Genomic DNA, 18,966 nt, shown 5'->3' on the forward strand with positions numbered 1-18,966 from the left:
GTCAAGCCCGCTCAAGTCCGGAATCCCCATCACCAACAAGCCGATCGACGCCGCACAAGCCCGCTGAGACACAGGGTCGATGTTCCCGAGCTCGTCGCGTCGGTGCGCGCCAGCGCTCATTGGCACAAAGGCAAACCTTCGAACGCCCACACCTGACCCAAATCCACAAGTCTTGACAATTCCTCTTCAACGGATTACCCGGGAGGCGTGATCGCCAGGGCCAGTTGCTCGGGCGCGTAGACCAGCAGGGCGGTGATGAGCCCGCTGGTCGGCGTGCCGAGGACGTCGACGTTCAGCGGGATTTGGCTGTTGACGAGAGCGGCGGCGATGTTGCTCGCCGAGATCGCCAAACCGGTGCCTGTCGCGGTTCCGGTGATTGTCGCGGTGATCGGGGTTTGCGGCACGAGAAGGCCATCCAGCGGAATGTTGATGTTGGCGGTGCCGTTCGTGAACGACAGCGTGCCCAACAGGACGCTGTTGCCGAGGTTCGTGCTGAACGCCGGCAGGTCAAGTGACAGCGGCAAGCTCGTCTCCCCGTTGAGGAAGCCGTTGGTGACGACGGCCGGAGCGTCGATGAGGGTGGCGATCGCGCCGGTCAGGTTGCCCGTTTGCAGGTCGCCGGCGAATTGCGCTGCGCTTGCCGACAGGGCGTCGAAGGCGTTGACCGGCGCGCCGAACGCGTCGATGAGAAGCGCCGCCGGCAGCCCGATGTCAGTCGTCAGAGTGGCGCTGAGACCGGACGTCCCGAGCCCGAGTAGAGCGTTGGCGTTGATGGACGTGTTCGTGAGCGTATCGATCACGTTGGTGAAGTTCTGCGAGACCTGCGCCGGAATGGAACCCGGTGGCAGCAGGTTGGTGAAGTTCTGCGCCATCATCCCGGGAATGGTGAGGGTGGGTAACAGGTCTCCCAACGTCCCCGTCGGGACGACGCTGATGGCGAGCCCGGGCGGGACGAGGGGATCGCCGGTGGTCGTGACGTCCACACCGCTGACGAACAGACCCAGGAAGCCCTGCGCGATGTCGCTTACCGCGCCGCCGACGTTGCCCGCCATGAGGGCCTGGACGGCGGACTGGAAGGCCGCCGGCAACTGCTCCAGGCCGACGACGAAGTCATGGGCCGCGTTCTGCAGGGAGGTCGCGAGGATCTGGGCGTAGGTGATCTGCTGGGCGATGAACTGCTGGATGACCGGCACCGGATTGAAGGCGAGCAGCGCCTGCACAGCCGCCCGGATGTTCGCCGGCAGATTGGCCAGCACGGCGGGAAGATTCTGGAGCACGTATTGAGCTCCTGCGGCGATCTCCCGCGCGTAGCCGATTTGGTTGAGCAGGAACTGGCGCAGGAACGGCGCCGGATTGGCCGCGATGGCAGCCTCGAGCGTTCGCAGGTTGGCGGCCGTGTTGGCGAACAGCGTTTCGTAGGGGCCGGCGATCGAGGCGAGCCCGGTGCCCGCAGCCGGCGCCAGCAGCCCGGGTGCCAGCGCGGCGCCGCCGTTCTGCAGCGCGGTCGCGACGCCGGTGAGGGTCGGGGCCGCCTGCAACGACGGGATGCCGGCCGCCTCGGTGCTCGCGTACGCCCCCGCGGCGGCGTTCAGGGCCTGCACAAACTGCTGGTGAAACGCCGCGGCCTGGGCGCTCAACGCCTGAAACATCTTGCCGTGCAGGCCAAACAACGACGCGATCGCCGCCGAGACCTCGTCCTGGGCCGCGGGCAGCAACGCCGTCGTGGAGCCCGCCGCCGCCGAGCTCGCGGCGCCGATATTCGACCCGATGTTTTCCAGGTCCGTGGCCGCCGCCGTCACCAAATCCGGTGCTGCGATTACAAATGTCATGTTGTCACCCCGATCGCCCGATTCCGCGAACCGATCACCTGACCTGCATCAGGTGAGGCGCTCGATGGGCCACCACCGGTGGGGGCAAGTCCCGGACGCCGCGCGGCGCTCACCGGGCTATTCGACCAGCGTACAACTCAACACAGGGGCGGCCTAGCCCCGATGCGAAGAGTGCGCATCCGCAAAATTCAAGCGTTGCTTTCGATTGCGGTGGCGAAGCCTTGCAGATGCGGCTTGCACGGGAAGGGGACCGGGGTCCGCACGCGGCGCAGCCCCGTCGTGTCGAAGCCCGCCGCGGCGATGGCGTCCACCGTCCGGCGGTTCGGATGACAGCCGGCGGCCAACCACGACCACGGCCCCGCGACGAGGTCCTGGAGCCGGCCCGTCACACCCTCGCCGCGGACGTGCTCGAGGACCACCAGCCTGCCTCCGGGCACGAGGACGCGCCGGATCTCCCGCAGCGTGGCGGCAACGTCGTCGACCGAGCACAGCACCAGACCGATGTGGACCGAGTCGAAACTGTTGTCGGGGAAGGGAATTCGCTCACCGGTGCCGTCGACGACCTCGACGTCGATGCCGTGGCGGATGGCAAGGCGCGACGCCATCCGCCGGAACGCGGCCACCGGCTCCACGGCGGTGACCGCCGTCACGGCGGGCGGCACGAACTTCAGGTCCGTTCCCGGGCCCAGGCCGACCATGAGCAGCCGGCCGGTCGCGTGTGCGATCGCCGCGCGACGATATCGGTTGTAGAAAAGCCGGTCGAAAATCGGCTGTCCAAACCGATAGATATAAGGGAACAAAGGGTTTTCGCGCGTTATCGACCACCTAAATCCAGTCGAAACGGTGGATATTCGTCAGACATCAACGATACATACGCTGCCACCCGGTAGCGCCACCGAACGATCCCCATCAGGAGGTCGAACATGCCGGGGTTGATGGACCCCGTGCACAACAACCAGGCCGCCGAGATGACGCACAGCACCTGCAACAGCGGCTCCATCGCCCAACACAGCATTATCTGCGGGAGTCCCAGTAGCCACCACTTCACCAGTACGGCCGGCCTGGAAAGCCGCTCGGGATAGTCGACCGCCAGGTCGCCGGGGTAGTCGGGCCGCGGCGCCAGCGTGAAAGGCGGGTACTTGTCGGTGCTGTTCATCGGGAATCGGTAATTCATCACCCGCCAGGACCAGCGCAGCACCCCCACGTTGAAGTCGAAGATCGGGCGCGGGTAGCGCCCCGTGCACAGGATCGCGAGGCCGGCGGCGATCGTCAGCAGCGGATACACCAAATACAGAAATATCAATATCGGGTAGTGCGGAACGGCCAGCACGCACCACTTGACGAGCCATCGCTTGCGCGACGGCGCGTCGAGGTCCCCGCGCACCCGCACGGGCCCGTCGGCGTGGCGAACCGCGGTGAGGACGGGGGCTTCGGCCGCGTTCACCGGCGCGCCATCGCGATCGGGGTGGTGGCGGCGAGGCCGCGCTCGATCTCCGCCGACATCCGGCGGTGACTCGTCGCGCCCAGGAACGCGGTCAGCATCCGGGTGTGCAGCCGGTCCGGGATGAACGCCGCGGGCCGCAGCACGGACTCGGCGTGGGCCACCTGCAGCCCGGCCACCCGCGACACGGCCGCGACGCGGCGTCGCCGGGTCCTCTCGTATCGGCGCAGCGCGCGGGAAACCTCCTCTGCGTCGTTGCGGACCTGCGACAGGGCCCTGCACAGCACCATGGTGTCGAGCAGCGCCTGGTTGGTTCCCTGGGCCAGGGTAGGCGGCATGGTGTGGGCGGCGTCGCCGAGCAGCGTCAGCGGACCCGGGGGCAGCGCGCCGCCGACGGGGTGCCGGAAATGCGGATACGGCGAGCCCGCCAGGTCGTCGGCGGTCAGCCTGCCCAGGACGAGGTCGACGGTCTCGGACCACCCAGTGAACGTGGACCGGAGGACGTCGAGCGGGCGCGGCGGCCTGACGAAGTCCCGGGACCACGGCAGGTCGAACCACCACTGCACTTCGCCACCGCCGGCCGGCCACACGCCGACGTTTCCCCCTGCGCCGATGGCGATCATCGCCACGCGGGAGTCGGCGAGCTCGGGAATGGCGACGAGTCCCTGCCAGCTGCACCAGCCGGTTGGCTGGGCGGCGGGCGCGCCGACCACGCCCCGCAGGATCGAGTGCAGACCATCGGCGCCGATCGCCAGGTCGCCCCGGGCCACGCTGCCGTCTTCGAATTCGACCTCCGCGCCGTCGGACGTCGCGACGGCGCCCACCGCGCGCGCGTTGCACCGGATCCGATCGATCGGAAAGCCGTCCAACAATCGTTCCAGCAGGACGCGACGGGGAACCATCCGAACGGGAGCGCCCAGCCGGTCCACCATCGCGGTCACGTCCAGGGTCGCCAGCCGGCGCCCGCGGGATGTCACGACCTGCACCCGGGAAAGCACCTGGCCGGCGCCGTCCATGTCGACGCCCAGCTGTCGCAGCACCGCCGAGCCGTTGGACCAGATGGTCACCGCGCCGCCGCCGGCGCGGGTGTCGTCGCGCCGGTCGAAGACCGTGACGTCGTGACCGTCCCGCAGCAGTCCCCGCGCCACCGCAATGCCGCTCACGCCGGCGCCGACAACCAGGATGCGAATGGCCCCGCCGCTCGTCACTCCAGTGGATACGTAGCGGTCGGTCGATGGGTTCAAAGGTCAGGTGGGCGCCGGCGTGCCGATCATCGTGTGCAGGTCCTCGACCGACCAGGGTTCGGCGTCGTGGTGGTCGCGGTACGCCAGGACGCGCGGCGTCGGCCGGTCGAAGCTCCCGACGAATCCGCCCGCGGCGACGAGGATTTGACCCGTCACGTCGCGGGATAAGTCGCCGGCGAGATAGGCGTAGAGCGGGGCCACGAACGCGGCCGGCGCGCTGTCCAGCGAGGCCCGCATCGTCATCTCGTCGAGCAGGCCGCGGCGATACAGGTCCTCGATGTGTTGCTCGTACTCGGCGCCGGTGGAGAGCCGCGTCCGCGCGCCGGGACACACCACGTTGGCCCGCACACCGTAGGGCTTCAGTTCCGCCGCGATGGCCATCGTCAGCGCGTTGACGGCGCCTTTGCCCGCGGGGTAGCCGGTCCCGCCGTAGTCGCCGAGAAAGGCGACCGAACCGGTGTTGACGATCGCCCCGTGTCCTTGGGCGGCCATGACACGGGCCGCGACCCGGCTGGTGTGAAACGCCGTACCGAGGTGCGCGCCGATCAGGTGGTCGAATTCCGCCGGCGAGATGTTCAGGATCGACGAACCCGGGGGCTCGGCGATCCCGGCGCAATTGATCAGGGCATCCAACCGCCCGAAGGATTTCAGGCATTCGGCGATGAGCCCGCCGGCCACGCGTTCGTCGTCCGCGGCTCCGACCACCGGGGTGACGCGGCCCCCGGATTCGGCGATCGCCGCGACCGTCTCACCCACGGCATCGGCGTCGCGGCCGTTGACGACGACGCCGGCCCCGAGCTCGCATAGCAGTTCGGCCACCGCACGACCGATGCCGCGGCTGCCTCCGGACACCACCACACCGCGGCCGTCCAGCAGGTTCATGGGGCGAACGGTACTGCCGCGACGAGGGAAAGAGAAACCCGTATCGGACCAGCGGCGGACGCTCCCGGAGACCTTCGTTCAGCGAAGCCAACCGTCGGACCGTTATGCGAGCGACATCGCGGGTTCGCGCGGCGGGGCGTATAGTCGGGAGTGAAGTCCGTTCTGGACATGTCGCCGTTTAGCTCAAAGCGGTCAATCAGCCCCCACGGCTGTTGGGCTTGACGTGGCTCCGGCGATATCAGCACCGTCACCCTTCCCCCGTTGTCGCTACGTGCGCTGATCATCGACTCGTCCTGCGGATACAAGTGTGGTGGAGGCGACTGTGCGCAGAGTTGCGATGCCTCGCCGCGCGTGACCCATAGGGAGTGGGCCAACATGCAAACCTATTCGTGCGCTTATCTTTTCACTGCGAGTTGCGTCGGTGCGACGCGATTCGACCGATGACCGACGTCGCGACTCCTACCCGCCCCACCCGGTCAGCCAGCACACAAACGGACGATTCCTACGACGACGTCGTCGAGATGTTCATTGCGCTGCGCCGGATGCCGGGCGAGTCCCACGAGTACTGCCGGCAGCGCGAACGCATCGTTGCGAGATGCCTGCCCCTGGCCGACCATGTGGCCAGCCACTTCGCCCGCCGCGGCGAGGGTCTCGACGACCTGGTCCAGGTCGCCCGCCTGGGGTTGATGAACGCCGTCAACCGATTTGATCCCGACAAGGGACCCAGCTTCATCGGGTTCGCGGTTCCCACCATGATGGGCGAGGTTCGGCGTTACTTCCGCGATTACAGCTGGGGCATGCGCGTGCCGCGCCGGCTGCGCGAGCTGCACGTCCAAATCAGCCGGACGACAAGCGATTTGGCGCAAAAGCTGGGCCGCGCGCCCACCGCCGGCGAGCTGGCTCAGGTGCTGGAAGTGCCCCGGGAGGAAATCGTCGAATGCCTCGTCGCGGGCGACGCCTATCGGCTCGACTCGCTGGACGCGCCGCTGGGCGCCGACGACTCGGGCAAACCCCGGTTGGTGGCCGACGCGGTGGGCGGCATCGATCCGCAAATCGAGCACATCACCAACCGCGAGGCGGTGCGAGCACTGGTGGGCGCGCTCCCCGAGCGGGAACGTCAGGTGCTGCACATGCGGTTCTTCGAATCGATGACCCAAAGCCAGATCGCCGAGCGAATCGGCGTGTCGCAGATGCAAGTCTCTCGCATCCTGGCCAACACCCTGCGTTGCCTGCGCGACCAGCTGGAGTGACTCGCCGCCGCCGCAACGTCCGCTGACACCGGGCGATGTACTGTGCGATTCGGAAACGAGTCGACTGTGTCGCCGGAGTCAGCCTGGAAGGAGCGCGATGCGATGAGGGTTTCTCGGACGGTGCTCGCGGGGATCGCGGCGGCGACGGCGCTGACGGTATCGGTGGCCGGCTGCGGCAGTAAGCAGGCGTCCACGTCGCAGTCGGGCACATCCGGTCCCGCCTCGAATACCAGCAGCTCGGCGCCGAAATCGTCGGCGCCGGCGCCCGCGCCGGCGAGCGACTACACCGCGCTGTTGATCCAGGCGAGCGACATCGACGCGCCGATCCAGTTCACGGGCAGCCCGCCGACGAACAATCCCAACGGCCAGCCGGGCGTCGCGACAATCTTCAGCACCCAGGACAACAGCCACGTCATCAAGGACACGATCCAGGTCTTCCCGGACCCCGCGGCCGCCACGAACGCGCTGAACGCGGCCAAGGGTAATCAGGGCAACAGCGTCAAGAATCCGAAGACCGAGCCATTCAACGTCGGAACCGGCGGAACGACGCTGACCGGGAACTCGCCGGACAACTCCAAGGGCGTTCTCGTCTTGCTGTTCACTGAGGGCAGGGCGTTGGTCACGCTGGAGTTCGACGGACCGGTCGAGTCGCTACCGCCCCAGGACTTCGTCACCGACGTGGCGCAGAAGCAGCAGGCGGCCGTCAAGAAGGGGCTGGGCGGCTGAGCCGCGCGCCCGTCGCGAAGAGCCGAGGGGGTTTATGAACGTCGTCAACGGTCTGCCGGCGCACGCGCTGTGGCTGCATCTGGTGGTGGTGTTCGTGCCGCTCACGGCATTGCTGGAAATCGTCTGTGGCTGGTGGCCGGCCGCCCGGCGGGGCCCGCTGCTGTGGCTCACGGTGTTGATGGCCGTCGCCACAATGGTGATAACGCCCATCACCATCAACGCCGGCGAATGGCTCTATGACCTGAGGAAAAAGCCCAGCCCGATCCTGCAGGAACATGCCGAGCGCGGCAGCACGATGGTGTACTTCGCCGCCGCCCTGCTGGTGGTCGCGGTCGGGTTGGTCGCGCTGCGTTTCATCGAACGCCGATCCGACAAGCGCCGGGTGATCACCCACGTCGTCGTCGCGATAATCGTTCTCGCCGTGAGCGTCTCGTCGATGGTGCAGGTCTACCGCACCGGTGACGCGGGCGCCCAGTCGGTATGGGGAGGCGAGATCGCGCGCCTCAAGAAGTCCAACGGGACCTAGCGACTCGCGTCATCGCACACTCAATGCGACGCGTGCCCACGAGTTGTTGCCGTAGCCCCGCGGGTTCCACAGCGACGCCGCGGATTCCGGCTGCGCGGCACCGGTCTCGTCCCAGGCGCGGGCGGTGATGCGCAACGGTCCCGGCGCGACGTCGACGACCAGCGACCACGGCCGCCACGACCATTTACTGAGCGCCGGATGCAGGTCGGCCTGCCGCCAGGTGAGCCCGTCGTCGAGCGACACGTCGACGCGCTCGACGCTGCGACCGTCGCCGGCGATGCCGTAGCCGCGGATGGTCAAGGGACCGCGTGGCACCCGGTCGCCGTCGGCGGGGTCGAGGATGTCGCAGTTGAGCGCCAGGGGCGACAGCGAGATGCCCTCCCCCGCGGCCGCGGCGTCGGGGTCGGCGTCCGACGGCAGGATGCGGTAGTCGCGCGCCTGGAAGTAGTTCTGCGACGGGCCCGGTTGCACGGTGACGGCGGAGACCCACTTGACGCTGCGTGCGCCGATGTAGCCGGGCACCACCACCCGCACCGGACCACCGTGGACGCGCGGGAGGGGCTCGGAGTTCATCTGCCACGCGAGCAGGACTTCCTGTGACATTGCCTTGCTCAGCGGGATGGAGCTGCCGTAGGGCTGCGCGGGCGTCGCCTCCTCGGCGATGTCCGATGCTTCGAAGGCCACGTGCAGACCGTCGTCGTGGTGCGCTCCCGCGGCCGCCAGGACGTCGGCCAGCCGGACACCGCGCCACCTCGCGGTCGAGATCGCCCCGTGCGCCCATGGCTCTTTGCCGGGTATCGGCCGGATCCGCAGCAGCTCGGCGCGCCGATTGCCCGCGCATGCCAGCGTCGCCACCACCTCGTGTTGCTCGAAATCGGTGGTCAGCTGCTCGTACGTCACGGTGAGCGGTTTGTTGACCCGCCCGTTCACCGCGAGCCTCCAATCCTGCGGCGCCGTGTCGGGGAACCGCCCGTGATTGCGCGCGTAGAACGCGTCGATCGGGGTGATGCCGCCGTCGGCCAGCACCGCGGGCGGCGGTTCGGCGTTGTAGGGAAAGTGCGCACGCACGATCATGTCGTCGCGTTTACCCCACAATGCCGTGGTCGGCGTCATGGCGCTTATTGTCACGCTTCCTCCTCTGCCGGCGATATCAGGAATCGTCCCTCCCGCGAGGGGCCGCGGCTAGCGGGGTGAGTTTTGTGGGGTCACAAGCTTTACTTGTGGGTACCCCCAAGGCCGCCTTGTACCCGGAGGACCGTCATGCCGCTCAGCAGTCACATACCCAACCTGTCGGCGTTCGAGATCTTCCTGGCCATCGCCCGGACCGGCAGCCTCGCGGCCGCGGGCCGGGAATTCGGCCTGACGCAGCAGGCGGTTTCGGCGCGACTGGCCTCGATCGAGGCCCAGACCGGGATCGCCCTCGTCGTTCGGACACCACGCGGTTCGCAACTCACACCGGCGGGAGTCGTCGTCGCGGAGTGGGCGGATCGGTTGCTCGACGTGGCGCAGTATGTGGACGCCGGATTAGCCTCACTGCGAGCCGAAAGACGCAAGCGAGTCAAGGTGGTGGCCAGCCTCACGATCGCCGAACAACTCATGCCGCGCTGGCTGGTGTCCCTCCAGGTCGCGGCGAGTCGGTTGGGCGCCACCGCGCCCGAGGTCATCATGACCGCCACCAACAGCGACCAGGCGATCACCGCCGTGCGCCACGGAAAGGCCGATCTCGGCTTCATCGAGACACCCCACTTGCCAAAAGAGTTGCGCAGCAAGGTGGTCGCGCATGACGAACTCGTACTGATCGTGCCACCCGACCACAAATGGGCAGTCCGGCAGCGACCGATCACCGCGGCGGAACTGAGTCGGACGCCGCTGGTGACCCGCGAACCGGGATCCGGGACGCGCGACGCGCTGACCGCGGCGCTGCGCCGGGCGTTGGGCGAGTCCTCCCAGCAAGCGCATCCGGTCCTCGAACTGTCCTCCGCCGCCGCGGTGCGCGCCGCGGTGGCGGCGGGAGCGGGGCCCGCGGTGATGAGCGGGCTGGCGGTCGCCGACGACCTGGCGATCGGACGGTTGCGGACGGTGCCGATCACCCAATTGGACTTGAGACGCCAACTGCGGGCCATCTGGGTGGGTGGGCGCGCACCGGCCGCCGGGGTGGCCCGGGACCTGCTCACGCATATCACCGGCCCCGCGGCCCGCTAGCTCCCTTGCCCACGGCCCCGTTCGTCCCCTATGTTCCGTTCGTGGTGACGGACGTCATCGGCCATTGCGACGCGCGTTTCGACGCGGTCCGAGCGGCGCTGGCCGACAACATCGCCTCCGGCGAAGAGGTTGGCGCGTGCATCACCATCGACATCGGCGGCGAAAGCGTCGTCGACATCTGGGGCGGCCACGCGGACGCCGCACGCACCAGGCCCTGGGCCGAGGACACCATCGTCAACGTGTGGTCCTCCACGAAGACGGTCACCAGCCTGGCCGCGCTGATGGTCATCGACCGCGGCCTGATCGAGCCCACCGCGCCGGTGGCCGAGTATTGGCCCGAGTTCGCCGCAAACGGCAAGCAGGACATCGAGATTCGCCACATCCTGTCGCATACCTCCGGCGTTTCCGGCTGGGAGTTACCCTTCGCGACCGAGGACATGTACGACTGGGACGGGGCGACGGCGGCGCTGGCGGCCCAGGCGCCGTGGTGGGAACCGGGAACCGCCTCGGGCTATCACGCCCACAATCAGGGCCACCTCATCGGCGAGGTGATACGGCGCGTCACCGGGCATACGCTCAAGGAGTTCGTGCGCGACGAGATCGCCCGCCCGCTCGGCGCGGATTTCCAAATCGGTGCTGTGCCCGCCGATTACGACCGCATCGCCGAAATCATCCCGCCGCCGCCCCTCGAGTTGCCCCTCGACCAGCTGCCCGAGGACAGCCCGATGCGCAAAACCTTCATTGGTCCGGCGCCCAACGCCGACGCCGCCAACACGCCGGCCTGGCGCGACGCCGACATGGGCGCCCTGAACGGCCACGGCAACGCCCGCTCCCTGGCGGCGATCCTGTCGGTGATTTCGTTGGGCGGCAAGGCCCGCGGAGTTCGACTGCTCAGGCCCGAGACCGTCGAGAAAATCTTCGAGGAGCAGGCCAGCGGCCTCGACCTGGTGCTGCCCGCGCCGCTGCGCTGGGGCCTGGGATACGCGCTTCCGCAGCCCGAGGCGCTCCCCTATGTCCCCGACGAGAGGATCTGCTTCTGGGGTGGCTGGGGCGGCTCGATGGTGCTGGCGTGGCCCGACCGCCAAACCACCGTGTCCTACGTGATGAACAAGATGGGGCCGGGCGTTCTCGGTTCGGACCGGATGGCGACCTACGGGGAACTGATCTTCGCCGCGCTCGGGTCCGCGGCGTGAGGGCATCCCCTGCCGCCCGGGGCCTTCCGGCGGCGATCGCGGCGGTGATTTTGCCGCTGCCGGTGGCGGCGCCGGCGGCCCTCGCCCAGCCGACCGACTACACCGGGTTGTTGATCCGCGCGAGCGATCTGGTTGCGCCCCAAGCGTTCACCGCCGCGCCCGCGATCAACAACCCGAACGGTCAGCCGGGCGCCACGACGACATTCAGCGACCGCGACCGCACCCGCGTCATCGTCGACAGCATCCAGATCCTGCCGGACCCCGCCGCCGCGACCCGCGCGCTCGAATCGGCGAAGGCGACAACCGACGGTTACGTCCACGGCGTGCCCGATCCGATCGCCGTCGGGGCCGGCGGGACCACGATCTCGGGCCCCTCGCCGGACGGCTCCAGGGGCGTCACCGTGCTGCTGTTCACCGAGGGCAGGGCGTTCGCGGAGCTGGAATTCGACGGCCCGCCCGACGACCTCGTGGCGCCGGATTTCGTGGCCGACGTCGGCACCAAGCAGGACGCGGCGATCAAGAGGGGCCTCGCCGGCTGAGCGGCTACGACTCTTACGACTCCGGCGTCAAAAGGAACAGCCGAAACGGGCGCCCGCCGGCGCGGTCTTGGGCGATCTGATAGTTGGGCCAGTGCGTGAGCGCGGTGGCCCATGCCCTGGCGCGTTCTTCCCCGGTGAGCAACCGCACCTTCGCGGTGAACCGGTGGCCCCGCCTGCGAACGGTGACCCGTTCTGTCGCTTTGAGATTCGCCGACCACGACGGGTGGCGGGGCAGACCCCAGTTGGATCCGACGACCAGCAACCCGTCCTCGGTGGGCACACATTGCACGGTGGCGGTGCGGGCCAGGCCCGTTTTCCGCCCCGACGTGGTGACCTGCACGTTGGGCAGCCCGGTCAGGTCCAGGACACCGAGGCGACCCTTGGTCGCGAAGCGGAGCAGCGCTTCGGTCCCTTGGGCCATCGGTCGCCCCCGAAGCACCAACCAGCGGTAGGCGGTCGGGTTGCGCGCCGCCCGCTGCAGCGGATTCACAGCCGTACTCTATTCGGCCCCGGCGCTTTCGGCGCGGCGGCTGCCGAGCGTGCGAGATGACGCCCGCCATTGGTGGCGCCATTAAATAAATGGCTTGATTTAAAGATTGCCGCAGTGTTCACTGAGGCGATGACCGCTGAGCGGATGGCTCGCTCCGACAGGGCGACCGGCACCCGGGAGGCGATCCTGTCGGCCGCCGAGGTGCTGTTCGCCGAGCGCGGCATGTACGCGGTGTCCAACCGGCAGATCAGCGAGGCCGCCGGGCAGGGCAACAACGCCGCGGCCTGCTACCACTTCGGCACCAGGACCGACCTGCTCCGGGCCATCGAAAGCAAGCATCGCGAGCCGATCGAGGAGCTGCGCGCGCAAATGCTTGCCGACGTGGGCGATTCGACCGAACTACGGGACTGGGTGGGCACCTTGGTGCGGCCGCTGACCGATCACCTGGCCGCCCTCGGCACCCCCAGCTGGTACGCGCGGTTCGCCGCCCAGGCGATGGCCGACCCGACCTATCGCCACGTCGTCACCAAGGACGCGCTGACGTCGCCGCGGTTGGTGCAGACGATCGACGGGATCACCCGCTGCCTGCCCGAGCTGCCCAAGCGCGTGCGGTTCGAGCGCATCGTGATGGTCCGCAACCTGTTGATGCATACCTGCGCCGAGCACGAGGGCGCCCTGGCCGAGCACGGGCCGCGGGCGCGGTCGAGCTGGCCCGTGGCCGGCGAGGGGCTGATCGACGCGATCGTCGGCCTGTGGCGGGCTCCGGTCCATGTGGGCGCGGCACATGAGACCCGAGGAGGACGATGACCGAGACCTCGACCGCCACCGAGATCCCCGACTTCCCGATGACGCGGGCGCCCGGTTGCCCCTTCGCTCCGCCGCCGGAGGCGTTGGCGCTCAACGCCGACAGGCAGCTGAGCCGGGTGCGGATCTGGGACGGGAGCACGCCCTGGCTGATCCACGGCTACGACGCGATACGGGCGCTGTTCACCGACTCGCGCACCAGCGTCGACGACCGGCTGCCGGGTTATCCGCACTGGAACGAAGGGATGCTGGCGACGGTCCACAAAAGGCCGCGCTCGGTGTTCACGTCCGACGCCGAAGAGCACACCCGATTCCGGCGGATGCTGTCCAAGCCGTTCACCTTCAAGCGCGTCGAAGGGCTGCGGCCGGCGGTGCAGAAGATCGCCGACGATCGCATCGATGCCCTGCTGGCCGGCCCCAACCCCGGCGACGTCGTGAGCGCCGTCGCGCTGCCGGTCCCCTCGCTCGTCATCAGCCAATTGCTGGGTGTGCCCTACGAGGACGCCGATTTCTTCCAGGAGCAAGCGCAACGCGGCACCGGGCGCTACGCGACCGAGGAGGACACGGCTCAGGGCGCCGCCTCGTTGGCCAAATACATCGCCAAGCTGATCCGCGCCAAGATGGAAGATCCCTCGGAGGATCTGGTGTCCGATCTGGCGGAGCGGGTCAACGCCGAAGAGCTCAGCGTGCGCGAGGCCACCCAACTGGCGCTCGGCGTGCTGATCGCCGGGCACGAAACCACCGCGAACATGCTGAGCCTGAGCGTGGCGGCGCTGCTCGAGCACCCCGATCAGCGGGCGGTGCTGCGCGAGGCCGACGACCCGAAGACGATCGCGACCGCGGTCGAGGAATTGATGCGCTACCTCAGCATCATCCAGACCGGTCAGCGACGCATCGCCGTCGAGGACATCGAGGTGGGCGGGGAGACCATCCGGGCCGGCGAGGGCATCATCCTCGACGTCGCGCCGGCGAACTGGGATCCCCGCCAATTCCCGCACCCGGAGCGCCTGGACCTGGGCCGCGAGGACGGCGCGCATGTCGGCTTCGGCTACGGCCGCCACCAATGCGTGGGTCAGCAACTGGCCCGGATGGAACTGCAGATCGTGCTGCCAACCCTGCTGCGCCGCATCCCGACGCTGCGGTTGGCGGTCCCGCTCGAGGAGCTGCCGTTCAAGCACGACTCGTTGGCGTACGGCGTCTACGAGCTCCCCGTGACATGGTGAAGCCCGCCCTGACCCTGGACGTGCCGGACCTGTCCGGCAGGTTCGCGGTCGTGACCGGAGCCAATAGCGGCCTGGGGCTGGGTGTCGCGAAACGGTTGGCGGCCGGGGGCGCCGACGTCGTGCTGGCGATCCGCTGCCGGACCAAGGGCGAAGCCGCGATCGCCGAGATCCGACGGGACGCGCCGGCGGCCAAGCTGGCCATCAGGCATCTGGACCTGTCGTCGCTGAAGAGCGTGGCGGCGTTCGCTGAGGAGCTGGCCGCGGAGGGCCGCCCGGTCGACATCCTGATCAACAACGCCGGCGTCATGACACCGCCCCAGCGCCAGGAAACGCGGGACGGCTTCGAATTGCAGTTCGGCACCAACCATCTGGGCCATTTCGCGCTGACCGGGCACCTGCTGCCGCTGCTGCGCGGGGCGGGGGGCGCGCGCGTGGTGACCGTCGGCAGCATCGCCGCGACGCAACGCGGTCTCGACTTCACCGACCCCAACGCGCAGCATGGCTACAAACCCATGCGCTCCTACGGAATGGGCAAGCTGGCGCAACTCATGTTCGCAATCGAATTGGATCGGCGCAGCCGCCGCGGCGGCTGGGGCGTGACGTCGAACGCCGCGCACCCGGGCTTGAGCAAGACCAACCTGCTCAGCGGCGCCTCCTACGGCCGCGACAAGCCGACGTTGCAGGCGCGGCTCACCCGGCTGACCTGGCGGCTCGTGCCGTTCATGTGGCTCGACGTCGACGAGGGGATCAAGCCGTCGTTGTATGCGGCGGTATCCCCCGGCGCCGAAGGTGGCAGGTACTACGGCCCGCGGGGCTTCTACGAAACCGCCGGGGGCGGCGTCACTTTCGCGTCGGTGCCCAGCCTGGCGCGCAGTCAGGGCGACATGGAGCGCCTGTGGCAGCTTTCCGAACAGCTCACCGGGGTCAGGTATCCCCAATGAAGGGACTCTGATGTCAGGCCAAGCCCGCACCCTGTACCCGGAGGGCGTGATCGGGGCGCCCAAGCACCGCCGCGGTCACGCCGCGGGCTCGGTGACGGGCCTGCCCGCCGGGACGGAGGTGTTCTCGGCCGACAACCACATCTCGGTGGCCGACGACATCTTCTACGAGCACTTCCCGGACGACCTGAAGGAGTACGCGCCGCGGATCTGGTACGAGGACGGCGCTTACTTGCTCGGCCGTCCGGGGCAGTCCATGGTGGTCGGCGATTTCAGCGCGGTGCTCATGCAGTACGACGACCTGGCCGGCGCCGTCTCCAGCAACATCGACGCCCGCGTCCGCGAACTCGCCGAAGACGGGGTCGACAAGGAACTGGTGTTCCCCAACGCGGTGCTGGCCCTGTTCCACTACCCCGATAAGGACCTGCGCGAACGCATTCTGCGCATCTACAACGAACACATCGCCGCAGTGCAAGAGGCCTCGAACGGCCACTGCTACGGGGTCGGCCTGATCAACTGGTGGGACGCGCGCGGCACCCGCCGTACCCTGGCCGAGCTGAAGGCGTTGGGGCTCAAGACCTTTCTGATGCCGCTGAACCCCGGCAATGACGACAACGGCCACGTCATCGACTTCTCCAGCGCGGCGATGAGCGCCGTGTGGGACGAGATCGAGGAGGCCGGGCTGCCGGTCACCCACCACATCGGCGAAAGCCAGCCCAAGTGCCCGAGCGAGGTCAACAGCGTGGCGGTCGCCATGATGGTCAACATCGACTCGTTCCGGGAGATGTTCTCCAAGTACATCTTCGGCGGCATCCTCGACCGGCATCCCGGGTTGCGTGTCGGCTGGTTCGAGGGCGGAATCGCTTGGGTGCCACCGGCTCTGCAGGACGCCGAGCACGTCCTGGCCTCCTACCGGCACATGCTCAAAGGCCATCCGAAGCACGACATCCGGCATTACTGGAACCAGCACATGTGCGCGTCGTTCATGGTCGACGGGCTGGGGCTCGATCAAATCGAGGAGATCGGAATCGACAAGGTGATGTGGTCATCGGATTATCCGCACAACGAGAGCACCTTCGGGTACTCGGAGCGATCGCTGGCCGCGGTCGTCGACGCCGTCGGCCCGGAGGACGCCGTCCGCGTCGTAAGCGGCAACGTCAAGGCGTTTCTGGGCGTTTAGGATGACCAACTCACTCACCGCCCGCGGCTCGGTCTTCGAGATTCCCGACGAGCCGAACTGGGCGCGGTTGCGCGCCGAGACCGGCGCGCGCCTGCGGGCCGCGATGGCGGACCACGGTGTCGACGCCCTCGTCCTGCTGATGAACGGCTACGTCGGGTATGCCACCGGTACCAGTTGGCCGCTGCTGGACGCGGGCCTCTCGCACGTGGAGCGCCCGGTGGCCGTGGTGCTGGCCGATGACCAGCACCCGCATCTGTTCATGCCATTCCGCGGCGGGGCGTTCCCCGAATCGTCCGGTCCGCCGGTTCCCGACGATCATCTGCACGGGCCGGTCTACCTCGAATTCGACCAGGGCGTCCGGGATTTCGCGCGGCAGCTGGCCGACCTGATACCGCCGGGTGCGGCCGTGGCCGTCGACGAGCTCACGGGTGCGATGCGGCGGGCGGGCGACACCCTGTTTCCCGCCGGGCCGCCGTCGGATGCGGCGATCGTGGTCGGCGCGGCGCAGTTGGTCAAGACGCGCGACGAGATCTCGTGCCTGCGCCGCGCGTGCCGCATCACCGAGCAGGCGATGGCCGATGTGCAGCGGGCCTTGGCGCCCGGCGTCCGCCAGATAGACCTGTCGGCCAAGCTGGTTCGGCGCGCGTTCGAGCTCGGCGCCACCACCAACATGCTCGAGGCCATCTGGCAGGTGATGCCCAGCTCGCGGGAAGCCGGTGTGTGGACGACCCACGGCGACCTCGCGTTGCCCCTGCTTCCCACCGCCCGGGAGCTGGCCGCCGGCGACGTGCTGTGGACGGACATCAGCATCAGCTACGGCGGCTACTGCTCGGATTTCGGGCGGACCTGGTTGGTCGGCGACACACCCTCGCCGCGACAGCACGACCAGTTCCGGCGCTGGCGCGCCATCCTGGACGAAGTGCTCGCAGTGACGAAAGCCGGTGTCACGTCGGGGGATCTGGCGCGCGCGGCGATCGCCGCCAACGGCGGTCGCAAGCCGTGGCTGCCGCACTTCTACCTGGGGCACGGCATCGGCACCTACCCCGCCGAGGCGCCGATGATCGGAACGGATCTCGGCGAGGAATTCGACGACAACTTCGTCTTCCCGCCCGGCATGGCGCTCGTGCTGGAACCCGTGGTGTGGGAGGACGGCACCGGCGGCTACCGCAGTGAGGAGATTGTGGTGATCACCGAAGACGGCTATACGCCGATCACCGACTACCCCTACTCCCCCTATGGCGACTCCCCCTATGGCGACTGAGGTTTCGCCCGATTCGCTGTCGTTGCGGACGGGGCGTCGCGAGCGGGCGCTGGCACAGATGGAGGCGCACGACCTCGACATCCTGGTGCTGGGGCGGCAAGCCAACATTCGCTACGTCACCGGCGCCCCGCAGCTGTGGATAGCCGGGACGCGACCGTTCGGCCCGATGTGCGTCGTCGTGCGCGCCACCGGGGAGATCTACCTCAACAGCACCGACGACGAGGGCGTCCCCGACGAGATCGGTCGGGATCACCTGTACGGTCTGGCCTGGAACCCGATGACGCTCATCGAGGTGCTCAAGCACATCGACGGCGCGGCGACGGCGCGCAGGGTCGGAACAGACGCCATCACACCGACTTTCGCGACGTTGCTGCCCGAGGCGTTCCCCAACGCCGAACTGGTCGACGGCGAGCCGGCCATGCGGACCGCCCGCCGCGTCAAGACAGCCGATGAGATCGCTGCGATGGGTCCAGCGCTCCGCGTCGCGGAAAAGGGACTTGCCGCCGCCGTGGCGGAGTTACGGCCGGGCGTCTCCGAGCAGACGCTGGCCGGTGCCGCGCTGGAGGCCATGGCCGCCGGCGGGGTCAGCACGCCGGCCACCCAGGACGTCGCCTGGGTGACTTCGCGGGAGCACCCGTGGCAGCGCGGCCGGGGCAAGGTGGGTCCTGGTGATCTCGTCGCCTTGGCGGCGGGTGCGCTGGCCGACGGGTATGTCGCCGAGGTGGGCAGGACTTGGCAGGCAGGCGATTGCGTGAACGGTTCGACGCGCGAGCTGTTCGCGCGTTCGGATGCGTTGTTCGACAAAATGCTCGCGGCCTGCCGTCCCGGAGCTTCCACGACCGGACTGCTGGCCGCCTACGAGGAGGCCGGTGAGCCGCTGCCGCCCATGCCGGTCGCGCACGGCTTGGGGCTAGGTTTCGATCCGCCGGTCGTCTCTCAAACCCTCTCGGCCGCAGGCGAACTCGACCGTCTGGAAGCCGGTATGGTGCTCGCGATCAGCGGTTACGTGTGGCAGGAAGGCATCGGGGCGGTGGTCCGCCGCGATACCGTCCACATCACCGACGACGGCGCCGAGGTGCTGACCAGCGATCCCAGCTGACCGCTAGACACGCGCACCGCCGGCCGCGCTAGGACGCTGCCTGCGCGCCTTTGCCTTCGTCTTCGTCGTCGTTGTTGTCGGGGTGGAGGAGTTTTTCGGGGTGGTGGTAGGTGTTGGTGCGGGGTTGGCCGCGGTCGAG

The 18,966-nt window shown here is 68.6% G+C and carries 19 protein-coding genes; 12 read left to right on the forward strand and 7 right to left on the reverse strand.

The window, feature by feature from the left end; translation table 11 throughout:
• Positions 1–194: 194 nt before the first annotated feature.
• The 5 genes from AWB89_RS28275 to AWB89_RS11120 all read right to left on the reverse strand — a co-directional run bounded on the left by AWB89_RS28275 (position 195) and on the right by AWB89_RS11120 (position 5,396).
• Complete coding sequence (locus tag AWB89_RS28275; protein ID WP_142282500.1) at positions 195–1,829, reverse strand: PE family protein; 1,635 nt, start codon at positions 1,827–1,829, stop codon at positions 195–197.
• Positions 1,830–2,017: 188 nt separating this feature from the next.
• Positions 2,018–2,647 carry a class I SAM-dependent methyltransferase gene (locus tag AWB89_RS11105; RefSeq protein WP_085173491.1) on the reverse strand — a complete coding sequence of 210 codons (630 nt, stop codon included), beginning with the start codon at positions 2,645–2,647 and terminating at the stop codon, positions 2,018–2,020.
• Positions 2,644–3,213, reverse strand: a complete 570-nt coding sequence (locus AWB89_RS11110; protein WP_085173591.1) for a DUF4389 domain-containing protein — start codon at positions 3,211–3,213, stop codon at positions 2,644–2,646. The genes AWB89_RS11105 and AWB89_RS11110 overlap by 4 nt, the downstream gene beginning before the upstream one ends.
• Before the next feature lie 56 nt (positions 3,214–3,269).
• Positions 3,270–4,478, reverse strand: coding sequence for an FAD-dependent oxidoreductase (locus tag AWB89_RS11115; protein WP_241520462.1), 1,209 nt, complete (start codon positions 4,476–4,478; stop codon positions 3,270–3,272).
• A gap of 39 nt (positions 4,479–4,517) precedes the next feature.
• A complete protein-coding gene (locus AWB89_RS11120; RefSeq protein ID WP_085173493.1) occupies positions 4,518–5,396 on the reverse strand; it encodes an SDR family NAD(P)-dependent oxidoreductase in 879 nt (292 codons plus the stop codon).
• A 440-nt stretch (positions 5,397–5,836) separates the two neighbouring features.
• Here AWB89_RS11120 and AWB89_RS11125 point away from each other — a divergent pair, with 440 nt between their 5' ends.
• The 3 genes from AWB89_RS11125 to AWB89_RS11135 all read left to right on the forward strand — a co-directional run bounded on the left by AWB89_RS11125 (position 5,837) and on the right by AWB89_RS11135 (position 7,898).
• The gene (locus AWB89_RS11125) at positions 5,837–6,646 is read left to right on the forward strand and encodes a SigB/SigF/SigG family RNA polymerase sigma factor (RefSeq protein ID WP_085100878.1); all 810 of its coding nucleotides are present in this window, start codon (positions 5,837–5,839) and stop codon (positions 6,644–6,646) included.
• A 102-nt stretch (positions 6,647–6,748) separates the two neighbouring features.
• A complete protein-coding gene (locus AWB89_RS11130) occupies positions 6,749–7,372 on the forward strand; it encodes a hypothetical protein (RefSeq protein ID WP_085173495.1) in 624 nt (207 codons plus the stop codon).
• Positions 7,373–7,406: 34 nt separating this feature from the next.
• Positions 7,407–7,898, forward strand: coding sequence for a DUF2231 domain-containing protein (locus tag AWB89_RS11135; protein WP_085100885.1), 492 nt, complete (start codon positions 7,407–7,409; stop codon positions 7,896–7,898).
• 9 nt (positions 7,899–7,907) lie between these two features.
• Here AWB89_RS11135 and AWB89_RS11140 read toward each other — a convergent pair whose 3' ends face one another.
• Entirely contained in the window at positions 7,908–9,011 is a 1,104-nt protein-coding gene (locus AWB89_RS11140) for a sulfite oxidase (protein WP_085173497.1), read from the reverse strand.
• A 147-nt stretch (positions 9,012–9,158) separates the two neighbouring features.
• Between AWB89_RS11140 and AWB89_RS11145 the strand changes: the two genes are divergently transcribed.
• Genes AWB89_RS11145 through AWB89_RS11155 form a run of 3 tightly spaced genes read left to right on the forward strand, consistent with a single transcriptional unit; the run spans position 9,159 to position 11,832 of the window.
• Positions 9,159–10,100, forward strand: a complete 942-nt coding sequence (locus tag AWB89_RS11145; RefSeq protein WP_085173499.1) for a LysR family transcriptional regulator — start codon at positions 9,159–9,161, stop codon at positions 10,098–10,100.
• 41 nt (positions 10,101–10,141) lie between these two features.
• Entirely contained in the window at positions 10,142–11,293 is a 1,152-nt protein-coding gene (locus AWB89_RS11150) for a serine hydrolase domain-containing protein (RefSeq protein ID WP_372515222.1), read from the forward strand.
• On the forward strand, positions 11,290–11,832 hold the full coding sequence (locus AWB89_RS11155) for a hypothetical protein (protein ID WP_085173501.1): 543 nt from the start codon (positions 11,290–11,292) through the stop codon (positions 11,830–11,832). The genes AWB89_RS11150 and AWB89_RS11155 overlap by 4 nt, the downstream gene beginning before the upstream one ends.
• A gap of 13 nt (positions 11,833–11,845) precedes the next feature.
• Here the strand turns inward: AWB89_RS11155 and AWB89_RS11160 are convergent, their stop codons facing one another.
• Positions 11,846–12,322, reverse strand: a complete 477-nt coding sequence (locus tag AWB89_RS11160; protein ID WP_085173503.1) for a nitroreductase family deazaflavin-dependent oxidoreductase — start codon at positions 12,320–12,322, stop codon at positions 11,846–11,848.
• Positions 12,323–12,436: 114 nt separating this feature from the next.
• Here AWB89_RS11160 and AWB89_RS11165 point away from each other — a divergent pair, with 114 nt between their 5' ends.
• From AWB89_RS11165 to AWB89_RS11190, 6 genes are read left to right on the forward strand one after another with little or no spacing between them, the layout of a single operon-like run.
• Positions 12,437–13,129, forward strand: coding sequence for a TetR/AcrR family transcriptional regulator (locus tag AWB89_RS11165; protein WP_085100903.1), 693 nt, complete (start codon positions 12,437–12,439; stop codon positions 13,127–13,129).
• Complete coding sequence (locus tag AWB89_RS11170; protein WP_085100906.1) at positions 13,126–14,349, forward strand: cytochrome P450; 1,224 nt, start codon at positions 13,126–13,128, stop codon at positions 14,347–14,349. Before AWB89_RS11165 ends, AWB89_RS11170 begins: the two co-directional genes overlap by 4 nt.
• Positions 14,343–15,290, forward strand: coding sequence for an SDR family oxidoreductase (locus tag AWB89_RS11175; RefSeq protein ID WP_085173505.1), 948 nt, complete (start codon positions 14,343–14,345; stop codon positions 15,288–15,290). The genes AWB89_RS11170 and AWB89_RS11175 overlap by 7 nt, the downstream gene beginning before the upstream one ends.
• A 10-nt stretch (positions 15,291–15,300) precedes the next feature.
• Positions 15,301–16,467 carry an amidohydrolase family protein gene (locus AWB89_RS11180; RefSeq protein ID WP_085173507.1) on the forward strand — a complete coding sequence of 389 codons (1,167 nt, stop codon included), beginning with the start codon at positions 15,301–15,303 and terminating at the stop codon, positions 16,465–16,467.
• A gap of 1 nt (position 16,468) precedes the next feature.
• The gene (locus AWB89_RS11185; protein WP_085100916.1) at positions 16,469–17,728 is read left to right on the forward strand and encodes a M24 family metallopeptidase; all 1,260 of its coding nucleotides are present in this window, start codon (positions 16,469–16,471) and stop codon (positions 17,726–17,728) included.
• Positions 17,718–18,827, forward strand: coding sequence for a M24 family metallopeptidase (locus tag AWB89_RS11190; RefSeq protein ID WP_085173509.1), 1,110 nt, complete (start codon positions 17,718–17,720; stop codon positions 18,825–18,827). The genes AWB89_RS11185 and AWB89_RS11190 overlap by 11 nt, the downstream gene beginning before the upstream one ends.
• Positions 18,828–18,966 lie beyond the last annotated feature (139 nt).

Source organism: Mycobacterium paraense (assembly GCF_002101815.1).
Taxonomy (GTDB): domain Bacteria; phylum Actinomycetota; class Actinomycetes; order Mycobacteriales; family Mycobacteriaceae; genus Mycobacterium; species Mycobacterium paraense.

Bases quoted from the DNA above. Each gene is read 5' to 3' on its own strand.
- AWB89_RS11135 (WP_085100885.1), top strand. From the start codon at position 7,407: ATGAACGTCGTCAACGGTCTGCCGGCGCACGCGCTGTGGCTGCATCTG.
- AWB89_RS11180 (WP_085173507.1), top strand. From the start codon at position 15,301: ATGTCAGGCCAAGCCCGCACCCTGTACCCGGAGGGCGTGATCGGGGCG.
- AWB89_RS11140 (WP_085173497.1), bottom strand. From the start codon at position 9,011: ATGACGCCGACCACGGCATTGTGGGGTAAACGCGACGACATGATCGTG.
- AWB89_RS11175 (WP_085173505.1), top strand. From the start codon at position 14,343: ATGGTGAAGCCCGCCCTGACCCTGGACGTGCCGGACCTGTCCGGCAGG.
- AWB89_RS28275 (WP_142282500.1), bottom strand. From the start codon at position 1,829: ATGACATTTGTAATCGCAGCACCGGATTTGGTGACGGCGGCGGCCACG.
- AWB89_RS11125 (WP_085100878.1), top strand. From the start codon at position 5,837: ATGACCGACGTCGCGACTCCTACCCGCCCCACCCGGTCAGCCAGCACA.
- AWB89_RS11120 (WP_085173493.1), bottom strand. From the start codon at position 5,396: ATGAACCTGCTGGACGGCCGCGGTGTGGTGGTGTCCGGAGGCAGCCGC.
- AWB89_RS11185 (WP_085100916.1), top strand. From the start codon at position 16,469: ATGACCAACTCACTCACCGCCCGCGGCTCGGTCTTCGAGATTCCCGAC.
- AWB89_RS11170 (WP_085100906.1), top strand. From the start codon at position 13,126: ATGACCGAGACCTCGACCGCCACCGAGATCCCCGACTTCCCGATGACG.
- AWB89_RS11130 (WP_085173495.1), top strand. From the start codon at position 6,749: ATGAGGGTTTCTCGGACGGTGCTCGCGGGGATCGCGGCGGCGACGGCG.
- AWB89_RS11145 (WP_085173499.1), top strand. From the start codon at position 9,159: ATGCCGCTCAGCAGTCACATACCCAACCTGTCGGCGTTCGAGATCTTC.
- AWB89_RS11190 (WP_085173509.1), top strand. From the start codon at position 17,718: ATGGCGACTGAGGTTTCGCCCGATTCGCTGTCGTTGCGGACGGGGCGT.